Raw genomic sequence first — 10,000 nt, 5'->3', positions numbered from 1 at the left:
GACTAAAGCGATTCACAATAATATCAGGTCGAAACGTTTCCATTACTTGGATTACATCTTCCATAACTTCGTTTTTGTTCCAAATAGCGAAAGTTTCATTCGGTTCTTTAGAAAATCCGAAGTCGTTTGCACGGGTAAAAAATTGTTCGCCACCGTCGATTCTTCTGGCTGCTAATAATTCTTGTGTTCTGATGGCACCTAATTTTTCTCGAAGTTCGGTTCCAATTAAATTCTGGCCACCATCGCCACGAGTTAAAGATAAATAAGCAGTTTGTGCATGATAATGATTGGAAAAATAGGTGATAAGTTTCGTGTTTTCATCATCAGGATGAGCCGCAACATACAATACTTTTCCTAAGAAATTTAGTTTTTGAACTTGCTCATAAATTTCAACTGAATTCAGTTTTTGTGGCGCTTGTGCGAATGCTACTATTGAAATTAAAAATATAAATATTGAAGTAAATCTTCTGTTCATTGCAATGGTTTTGTTTCAAAAATAAGGAAATAAAAAAAAGGAAGTTTTAATTGCTTCCTTTTTAACAGATTTTTATCAGTTGATTTAATCAAAAAATTCTTTTTCTTCTACAGGTTTATTCACAACTGAAATTCCTTTTTGCATCAATAAATTGTTAGGATAAGTAATCATTTCGCCATCAGAAGATTTTAAGATTACGTAAAATGCTTTAATATCATCTATTTCGCCTTCTATTGGATATTCTTTGTCGTGAATTTTTATTTTATCACCTATTTTAAATGGATACGAAAAGAACAAAATAATTCCAGCTGTAATATTACTTAGAATTGACCATTGTGCAAATGAAGCTACGCCCACAACTGCAAAAACGGAAGATATAAAAAGTAAAATCTGGTCTTTTTTAACTCCCCAAATAATTACAATTGAAATTAAAGCTAAAATGCCAAGTAATAAGTTTATGTATTTGATTACCAAATTTGTACGATGCTCTAAAACTTCGTTTAAAGTAGCATATTTTCTAACTAATTTGTTTGAACTAAATCGTAAAATAAAATAGACCACTAACACAATTAATGTTGCTATTTCTTGATCTAAGTATGGATTTTGAATAAGTTTAAGCATAATTCATTAATTTTTGAAATAACATTTCGGTTGGTAAACCTACTACATTTGTATAAGAACCTTCAATTTTTGAAATTCCTATTAAACCAATCCAATCTTGAATTCCGTAACTTCCGGCTTTGTCAAAAGGTTGGTAATTATCAAGATAATATTTGATTGCTTCATCAGATAGATTAGCAAAAGTAACTTTGGTCACACAATAAAAAACTTCCGTTTTATCAATCGATTTCAAACAAACAGATGTAATCACTTCATGCGTTTGATTAGCCAATTGTTGCAACATTTGAAACGCATCGTCATAATCTTTTGGTTTGCCTAACGCTTTTCCGTTTAACCAAACGATTGTATCGCTCGTAACTAAAACATCGTTTTCTTTTAGTTCGTTTTCAAAAGCACTTGCTTTTAATTCGGCTAAGAAATTGGTGATTTCTTCCGCTTGTAAATGTTCGGGATAGATTTCTTCAATTTCCTTTAGGCGAATGGTGTAATGCAAATCCATTTCCTTAAAAAACTGCTGTCTTCTTGGCGAACCCGAAGCTAAAATGATGTTGATTTTATTGAGTTTGTCTTTAAGCATTGGCTAATTTTAAATTGAAAACAATTACCGCAACCGATAAAATTCCGAAAAATAATATGACTTTCAAAACCAAACTCAAATGGTGGAATTCTTTTTTCGTTGCAGCATTCAATAATTTCACTCCGAAATAAATTAGTGGTCCAACGATTAAAATCATCGCATAATACACTACGTAATCCAATTCGAATAAATTAGAATTTACATAATACGCTAAAATTCCAATTGAAATTACGGTTAAAACTCCAACAATTATCTTAGTTTTTTGAACTCCGATAGCGATAGGTAAGGAATTAATTCCTGATTGATAATCGCCATCCATATCTTCCATGTCTTTAACAATTTCACGAATCAAATTGATTATAAAAGCGAAAATGGCATAATGCATTAAAATATCAAAAGCTTCTTTCATTCGGAAACGATTATCCACATCAATTGCTGGTAAAATATCGAATAATCCAATGATGATAATACTTGTCGAAAGCATCAAAGCTACTACCACATTTCCAAGAACTGGAATTTGCTTGAAACTAGTAGCATACATATAAAGTAAAGTTGCCACCAAAATAAACATGGAAGCAAAAGTAGGTTTGTAAATCACATTCGATAAATAAAATCCAATTCCAACACCAACAATCGTCAAACCAATGTACCAATTATACGCCACGGTTTCCGAAATAGAAACCCCAACCACACGGTTTTGAGGTTTAGCAATTTCATCGGTATCTTGATCCATAATATTATTGATGACATAACCACCAGCCGCGATACAAACCGTTGCTATCACTAATAAAATATAATTGAAATCGGTTAAGGCTAAATCTACATATGATTGTGCTAAAAATAAGTAACGAAATACCAATTGCATAAAGGCTAGCATTAGTAAATTTTGGTATCGAATTAGTTTTAAGTATTTCATGTTTAGTATTTATATTCTTGGTTAATTGTCGCTTTTAATCAAATTTTGCATCAAAATGTTCCATCCATTTGCCTTGCACTTTCATTACTTGTTCTATAACGTCTCGAACGGCTCCTTTTCCACCTTCTACGTGCGAAATGTATTTGGAAATTCCTTTGATTTCTGGAACTGCGTTTTGCGGACATGTTGGTAATCCTACTAATTGCATTACATGATAATCTGGAATATCGTCACCCATATATAACACATTTTCAGGTTGGATATTGTAAATATCAGTGAATTCTTTGAAAGTTTCTACCTTGTTTGGAACGCCTAAATGAATATCAGTAATCCCTAAATTTCTTAAACGTACACGAACACCTTCGTTACTTCCACCCGAAATAATACAAACAGTGTAGCCATTTTCAACAGCGGCTTTCATGGCATAACCATCTCTGATATTCATGTTGCGAAGCATTTCGCCTGTTGGGGTTACGTGAATAGTTCCGTCGGTTAATACTCCATCTACATCAAAGATGAAAGTGTTAACTTGATTCATGAGTTCTTTATAACTTTTTGACATGTTGTATCGATTGTGTAAGTAATTGATATAGGTTTTTATATTCGGGATTTTCTAAGAAATCTAAATGTTTTTCAATGGTTTTGGTATCGTTTCGTAAAGCCGGACCCGTTTGTGATTCTTTCGGAGAAAGTTCCATAATTTTATGAGCCGTTTCTTGAATTAACGGATGCAATATTTCAAATGGAATGTTGTTTTCTTCGCAAATTTCATTTCCAATGTGGTACAAATGATTCACAAAATTACAAACAAAAACGGCGGCTACGTGTAAACTTTTGCGTTGTTCCGAAGAAATTCGAACTACTTTTTGTGAAATGCAATTTCCTAATTCTTCTAAAAGTTGGTAATCCGATTCCTTTTCAGCTTCTAAACAAATGGGAATAGGAGCGAAGTCGATTTCTTTTCCTTTAGTAAAGGTTTGTAATGGATAAAAAACGCCTTTTCTATTTTTATCGTTTAACAACGAAATGTCAGAAGTTCCAGAAGTATGTACTACCAAATGATTTTCAAACGGTAATTGTGCAGAAACTTCCGCAATGGCATTATCAGAAACCGAAATAATATATAAATCCGCTTCGATAATTTTATGATAATCCGCTGTGATTTTTTCCTCAGGAAGCAAATGCGATAAATGACTTGGGTTACGAGCAAAGGCTTGTACCAAATCCACTTCTTTAGCCTGCAACAACACTTGAATTAAGTGTTGGGCAACATTTCCTGAACCAATGAGTACGACTTTTATCATGGGGTAAAAATAGTGAATTTTGAGGAAATTTTGTAATAAAAAAACTCTCGATTCAAATGTATCGAGAGTTTTTTATGATTAAACCTGACAGGTTTCCGAAACCTGTCAGGTTTGTTAATTATCTTAAAGAAGCTCCTAACTGACTTTCAAAATTACCTTGTAACTTACTCATAATTTTATCAATTTGAGTGTCGGTTAAGGTTTTAGAATCGTCTTGTAAAATGAAACTTACAGCGTATGATTTTTTGCCTTCTGGTAAGTTATTTCCTGTGTAAACGTCGAATAAATTCACGTCTTTTAACAAGCCTTTTTCCGTTTGTTTGGCGATGTTATAAATTTGTTCGAATGGTACATTTTCGTCTAATAACAAAGCTAAATCTCTACGAACTTCTGGATATTTTGGAATATCGGTGAATTTGATTTTCGTAGAAACGTATTTCTGAATCTTATCCCAAGCAAAGTCAGCATACAATACTTCTTGTTTGATATCGAAATGTTTTAAAACTGATTTTTTAACTGTTCCAAATTCTACAATTACTTCTTTTCCAACTGCTAACGCTAAACCTTCTGCGAAAATATCATTTTCAAATGGTAATGAAGTCACTTTTTTATCTAATCCTAAACGACTTAAAATCGTGTTGATATACCCTTTAAACAAGAAGAAATCAGATTTAGTTTGCGCATTTGTCCAACTTTCGTTTTGTCTGTTTCCAGTTACCAATAATGTCAAGTGTTTGTTTTCGTCATGACCATTAGTCGTTTTGTGGTAACTTTTTCCAAACTCGAAGAATTTTAAATCGCTTCTTCTTCTGTTGATGTTGAAAGAAACCGCTTCTAATCCAGAAAACAATAACGATTGACGCATCGCTGATAAATCACTACTCAACGGATTTAACATCATCACATTCAATTCTTCTTTCAAGTTTTCAGAAAGTTTTACGTAATCTGGCGTAGTTAATGAATTCGCCATCATTTCGTTGAAACCTAACGAACACAATTGGTTAGCAATGATATTTTGAACCTTATATTCTTCCGTTCTTGATGAATAGGCTGTAGTAGCATTCACTTTAGAAGGAATTTTGATATTGTTATATCCGTAAACACGCAAGATTTCTTCAATTACGTCAATTTCTCTAGTAACATCTACACGGTATGAAGGAATGGTTAATCCTAAACCTGCTTCGGTGATACTGTTAACTTTGATATCTAATGAAGCTAAAATCTTCTTAATCGTTTCAGGTTTGATTTCTTCTCCGATGATTTTATTCACTTTGTTGAAATGAATAAATACGCTGAAATCTTCAATTTTTTTAGGATAAATATCCACGATATCCGAAGTAATTTCGCCACCTGCCACTTCTTGAATCAATAAAGCCGCACGTTTTAAAGCGTATTCGGTAATACTTGGATCGATTCCTCTTTCAAAACGGAAAGAAGCATCGGTACTTAACGTATGTCTTTTTGCTGTTTTTCTAACTGAAACTGGATTAAAATAAGCACTTTCTAAGAAAATCGCCTGCGTTTTTTCAGAAACTCCCGAAGTTTTTCCTCCAAAAACACCCGCAATACACATTGGACCACTTTCATCACAAATCATTAAATCTTCTTCGTGAAGTGTACGTTCGATATCATCTAAAGTAATAAATTTAGTTCCAGCTGGAACCGTTTTTACTACTACTTTATTTCCTTTAATTTGAGCCGCATCAAAAGCGTGTAATGGTTGACCTAATTCGTGTAAAACGTAATTCGTAACGTCAACAATATTATTTTTTGGAGTTAAACCAATCGCTTTCAAACGGTTTTGTAACCAATTTGGAGATGGTTTTACGGTAACTCCAGAAATCGTAACCCCACAATATCTTGGTGCTAATTTGTCGTTTTCAACTTTTACATCGATTTTTAAAGTACGTTTTTCAACTTTAAATTTACTTACCGATGGCGTAATTAATTCAGAAGTAGTTCCTTTTTGAAGGATACCAGCACGTAAATCGCGAGCCACACCCATGTGTGACATAGCGTCGGCACGATTTGGAGTTAATCCAATTTCGAACACTTCGTCTGTTTCAATTTCGAAAACTTTTGAAGCTGGAGTTCCAGGTTTTAAATCTTCGTTCAAAATCATAATTCCGTCATGACTTTCGCCTAAGCCTAATTCGTCTTCAGCGCAAATCATTCCGTGACTTTCTTGTCCGCGGATTTTTCCTTTTTTAATTTCGAATGCGTTTCCTTCTTTGTCAAATAACTTGGTACCAATAGTCGCCACAGGAACTTTTTGTCCCGCTGCCACGTTTGGAGCACCACAAACAATTTGAACTGGCGCGTTTCCATCACCTAAATCAACCGTTGTGATTTTTAGTTTATCAGCATCAGGATGTTTTTCGCATGTTAACACATGACCAATCACAACGCCTTGTAAACCACCTTTTAAACTTTCGTATTTATCAACGCCTTCTACTTCTAAACCTAAGTCGGTAAGAATGTCGGCAATTTCTTCAGATTTTAAATCGGTTTTAATGAATTGTTTTAACCAATTGTAAGATATACGCATTTTGTATCGAATTTTAAACGGCAAAGATACTTTATAAAATTAGAATTTAGAAATTAGAATTTAGAAATTTTGAACAGCCTTTTGGTGATAAGTTTGGAAAGGTTAAATTGTAAATTTCATAAATAATTGAGTAAAAAATTAATAGAAATGTAATTTTTAGATGTTAAAATTGAGTCAATATCAGTTTTGTGCTATTAAATGAAATAATTGTGCTATTCTAAAATAAGAATTGAATCTAAATTTGATAAACAAACCTAAAATCAAAATTATGAGTAATTTAATTCAAAGACCACAACTAAAAGAAAAGTACGATAATTATATCAACGGAAAATGGACAGCGCCTTCAACAGGTCAATATTTTGAAGTACTTTCACCATTAGATGGTAAATTAATGGCAAAAGCAGCACATTCATCTAAAATGGATGTTGAAATGGCTGTAAATGCAGCAGATGAAGCTTTCAAAACATTTAGTCAAACTTCGGCTACAGAGAGAAGTATCATGTTGAACAAAATCGCAGATAGAATTGAAGTTAATTTAGAATACATCGCTGCGGTTGAAACCTTAGATAACGGGAAAGCCATTCGCGAAACTATGGCGGCTGATATTCCGTTAGCAATTGATCATTTTAGATATTTTGCTAGTGTAATTCGCGCTGAAGAAGGTTCAATTACCGAATTAGATAAAGATACGGTTTCTATTATCGTACATGAACCAATTGGAGTTGTAGCCCAAATTATTCCTTGGAACTTCCCAATTTTAATGGCGGTTTGGAAACTTGCTCCAGCATTAGCAGCAGGAAATTGTGTGGTGTTGAAACCAGCAGAAAGTACACCAATTTCAATTATGGTGTTAATGGAAATTATTGGTGATTTAGTTCCAGCAGGAGTTATCAATGTTATCAATGGTTTTGGAGCGGAATTAGGAAGAACTTTGGTAACTAATCCAAAAGTTTGCAAAGCTGCATTTACGGGTTCGACTGCAACAGGAAGAATGGTAATGCAATATGCGACAGAAAATATTATTCCAGTTACGTTAGAATTAGGTGGAAAATCGCCAAATATTTTCTTCCCATCGGTTATGGATGCAGATGATGAGTTTTTAGATAAAGCATTGGAAGGAGTTGCTCTTTTTGCCCTAAATCAAGGAGAAGTTTGTACCTGTCCATCAAGATTATTAATTCACGAATCGATTTATGATAAATTTATCGAAAGAGTATTGGAAAGAGTAAAAGCTATCAAAATGGGTAATCCATTAGATCCAACGGTGATGATGGGTGCTCAAGCTTCACAAATTCAAAAAGACAAAATTCTTTCTTACATTAATTTAGGTAAAGAAGAAGGTGCTGAATTGTTATGCGGTGGTGATGTAAATCATCTAGGTGGCGATTTAGAAGGAGGTTATTACATTCAACCAACGTTATTCAAAGGACACAACAAAATGCGTATTTTCCAAGAAGAAATTTTCGGACCAGTTTTAGCGGTAACCACTTTTAAAACTACAGAAGAAGCTTTAGAAATTGCTAACGACACTATGTACGGATTAGGAGCTGGCGTTTGGACTCGTGATGCACATGAATTATATCAAGTTCCAAGAGCGATTCAAGCAGGACGTGTTTGGGTAAACCAATATCATGCTTATCCAGCAGGAGCCCCATTTGGAGGTTACAAACAATCAGGAATTGGTAGAGAAAATCACAAAATGATGTTAGACCATTACCGTCAAACTAAAAATATGTTGATTTCTTACAACAAAAACAAATTAGGTTTCTTTTAGTAGATAATTTTTAATTTAAAGTCGCGATTCATGATTAATTTTATTTTGAACTCGCGACTTTTTTTATTTGTAAACTATGGAAAAAATAAAACGATTAGAAGCTACCGAAAAAGCTATAGAATTAATCAAAATGCTTTCGGATAAGTTTGGCGATTTGATGTTTTATCAAGCGGGCGGTTGTTGTGAAGGAACGCAGCCACAATGTTTTGAAAAAGGCGGATTTTATTTGCGCTATGGCGATGTTTGCATTGGAACCCTTCAAGGATTTGAATTTTGGGTGGACAAAGATTTGTTCGAATACTGGAAACACGCTCATTTTACTTTAGATGTAACGGATGGAATAGGAGCAGGCGGTTTTTCATTAGAAACCCCTTATGGAAAAACATTCAAAGTAAATTATAGATTATTCACAGAAGAAGAAGCTCAGAATTTAGAAGAAATAAGGTTGAATGAATAGGGAGATTTGTCAAGCTGAACTTATTTCAGCTTCTGACTATATTTTAGATGCTGAAATAAATTCAGCATGACAGAAAAGTTAAATAATACTTATTGTTTATGGAATTTATTGATTCAGATTCTTAACTCCAATTGTTTTTTGTGCTTTTTTTTGAATTTGAACTTTTTTCACCCATTATAATTCATCAACTGATATTGCTTCGGCGTAACTCCTTCGTATTTTTTGAATAATCTTATGAAATAATTGCAATCTTCAAAACCGGTAGCATACGAAACTTCATTGACTTGAATGTTGGGATTGCTCAATAGTTTTTTGGCGTATTTTATCTTTTCGTTCAAAATATATTCAATTGGGCTCATGCCTAATTCTCTTTTGAAATAACGATAAAATGAAGTGGTACTCATACATGCTTTATCGCTCAAATCTTTCAAATTGATGGTTTCTCGAATATTACTTTTAATATATTCAATCGCTGGTGTAATCGGACTATTGCTATCAAGGAATGTTTCATTTTCAAAACGTTTTGTGGTTTGCGTTTGAATGATTCGGATGATTAATTCTTGAAGCGTTAAATCGGCAAGAGCGTCTTTGGTTAGCGAATTCCCCATGCATTCTTTAATCAGCTTGTTTATTGTTCCTGCTAATTCAACGTTGTTGTAAAAGAAATAGTTTTCGTGGTCTAATTTCCACAAATTGCTTTTTCCTTCTTTCGGATATTTCTCATTTAAAAAATCCAAGGTATTCGTAATAATTTGATTATCGATTGCCAAAGCAATACACTGTGTAGGATTGTCTTTCGAAGCTTCCGGAAAATCGATTTTCATTTCAGCATTGGAAGGTACAATTACGGTTTCACCAGGTAAATATTCAAAACTTGGGTCTTCAAATAAATGCATCACTTTTTTACCACGCAACATACTCGTTACCACCAAATCATTAAATTTCAAAGGAACCAAATCCGATTTTTGATAGGTTTCAAAAATGTTCAATTCGCAATGGTCTAAAGAAAAAATGGTACGATTTTCCACCAAAGTTTTTAACGACTTTTCGTGGGTTAAAGCTGGAGTAAAAAGTAACGCTTTGTTCGCCATTTGAATAAATTCTAAACATCTAAAATAATTAAAAATCCTTACTTTTTAATTTTTATTGGTAATATTTTAATTTTTACAAAATCTCTTCCACATGTTTCTTAATATTCGAAGCTATTTTTGTCATTGGTAAATCGTTGGCATCGTTGCCAAATGGGTCCTCGATTTCTTCAGCGATTAATTCTAAACTCGCTAAAACATAAAAGATGAAAATCACAACTGGAATTACGTAGTAACCCA

General features: G+C 33.3%; 11 protein-coding genes. 2 read left to right on the top strand and 9 right to left on the bottom strand.

The window, feature by feature from the left end:
- The 7 genes from LDL23_RS04480 to pheT all read right to left on the bottom strand — a co-directional run.
- Nucleotides 1–475: PIG-L family deacetylase (locus LDL23_RS04480; protein WP_291264639.1), on the bottom strand; the 475-nt coding region annotated here is incomplete at its 3' end.
- A gap of 84 nt (nt 476–559) precedes the next feature.
- Nucleotides 560–1,096: a mechanosensitive ion channel family protein gene (locus LDL23_RS04475; protein ID WP_291264638.1), complete on the bottom strand. Its 537-nt coding sequence runs from the start codon at nt 1,094–1,096 to the stop codon at nt 560–562.
- Nucleotides 1,089–1,673 carry a Maf-like protein gene (locus tag LDL23_RS04470; protein ID WP_291264637.1) on the bottom strand — a complete coding sequence of 195 codons (585 nt, stop codon included), beginning with the start codon at nt 1,671–1,673 and terminating at the stop codon, nt 1,089–1,091. Before LDL23_RS04470 ends, LDL23_RS04475 begins: the two co-directional genes overlap by 8 nt.
- Nucleotides 1,666–2,589, bottom strand: coding sequence for a geranylgeranylglycerol-phosphate geranylgeranyltransferase (locus LDL23_RS04465; protein WP_291264636.1), 924 nt, complete (start codon nt 2,587–2,589; stop codon nt 1,666–1,668). Before LDL23_RS04465 ends, LDL23_RS04470 begins: the two co-directional genes overlap by 8 nt.
- Nucleotides 2,590–2,623: 34 nt before the next feature.
- Nucleotides 2,624–3,151, bottom strand: coding sequence for an HAD family hydrolase (locus LDL23_RS04460; RefSeq protein ID WP_291264635.1), 528 nt, complete (start codon nt 3,149–3,151; stop codon nt 2,624–2,626).
- Complete coding sequence (locus LDL23_RS04455; RefSeq protein ID WP_291264634.1) at nt 3,135–3,893, bottom strand: Rossmann-like and DUF2520 domain-containing protein; 759 nt, start codon at nt 3,891–3,893, stop codon at nt 3,135–3,137. The genes LDL23_RS04460 and LDL23_RS04455 overlap by 17 nt, the downstream gene beginning before the upstream one ends.
- A gap of 118 nt (nt 3,894–4,011) precedes the next feature.
- Entirely contained in the window at nt 4,012–6,441 is a 2,430-nt protein-coding gene (gene pheT, locus LDL23_RS04450) for a phenylalanine--tRNA ligase subunit beta (protein WP_291264633.1), read from the bottom strand.
- Nucleotides 6,442–6,709: 268 nt separating this feature from the next.
- Here pheT and LDL23_RS04445 point away from each other — a divergent pair, with 268 nt between their 5' ends.
- Complete coding sequence (locus LDL23_RS04445) at nt 6,710–8,215, top strand: aldehyde dehydrogenase family protein (RefSeq protein ID WP_291264632.1); 1,506 nt, start codon at nt 6,710–6,712, stop codon at nt 8,213–8,215.
- A gap of 76 nt (nt 8,216–8,291) precedes the next feature.
- Entirely contained in the window at nt 8,292–8,672 is a 381-nt protein-coding gene (locus tag LDL23_RS04440; RefSeq protein WP_291264631.1) for a DUF779 domain-containing protein, read from the top strand.
- A 167-nt stretch (nt 8,673–8,839) separates the two neighbouring features.
- On the opposite strand, the gene LDL23_RS04435 is transcribed toward LDL23_RS04440, so the two are convergent.
- On the bottom strand, nt 8,840–9,763 hold the full coding sequence (locus LDL23_RS04435; protein ID WP_026725716.1) for an AraC family transcriptional regulator: 924 nt from the start codon (nt 9,761–9,763) through the stop codon (nt 8,840–8,842).
- Nucleotides 9,764–9,836: 73 nt separating this feature from the next.
- Nucleotides 9,837–10,000 (bottom strand): bestrophin family ion channel (locus LDL23_RS04430; protein WP_291264640.1); only part of this gene is annotated, 164 nt, incomplete at its 5' end.

The organism is Flavobacterium sp., assembly GCF_020217025.1.
Lineage (GTDB): Bacteria > Bacteroidota > Bacteroidia > Flavobacteriales > Flavobacteriaceae > Flavobacterium.
Note: the sequence above shows the minus strand (reverse complement) of the source record. Positions and strands in the feature narration are given on the sequence as shown.

Coding starts and splice junctions, on each gene's coding strand:
- LDL23_RS04475 (WP_291264638.1), bottom strand. CDS start 1,096: ATGCTTAAACTTATTCAAAATCCATACTTAGATCAAGAAATAGCAACA.
- LDL23_RS04470 (WP_291264637.1), bottom strand. CDS start 1,673: ATGCTTAAAGACAAACTCAATAAAATCAACATCATTTTAGCTTCGGGT.
- LDL23_RS04465 (WP_291264636.1), bottom strand. CDS start 2,589: ATGAAATACTTAAAACTAATTCGATACCAAAATTTACTAATGCTAGCC.
- LDL23_RS04460 (WP_291264635.1), bottom strand. CDS start 3,151: ATGTCAAAAAGTTATAAAGAACTCATGAATCAAGTTAACACTTTCATC.
- LDL23_RS04455 (WP_291264634.1), bottom strand. CDS start 3,893: ATGATAAAAGTCGTACTCATTGGTTCAGGAAATGTTGCCCAACACTTA.
- pheT (WP_291264633.1), bottom strand. CDS start 6,441: ATGCGTATATCTTACAATTGGTTAAAACAATTCATTAAAACCGATTTA.
- LDL23_RS04445 (WP_291264632.1), top strand. CDS start 6,710: ATGAGTAATTTAATTCAAAGACCACAACTAAAAGAAAAGTACGATAAT.
- LDL23_RS04440 (WP_291264631.1), top strand. CDS start 8,292: ATGGAAAAAATAAAACGATTAGAAGCTACCGAAAAAGCTATAGAATTA.
- LDL23_RS04435 (WP_026725716.1), bottom strand. CDS start 9,763: ATGGCGAACAAAGCGTTACTTTTTACTCCAGCTTTAACCCACGAAAAG.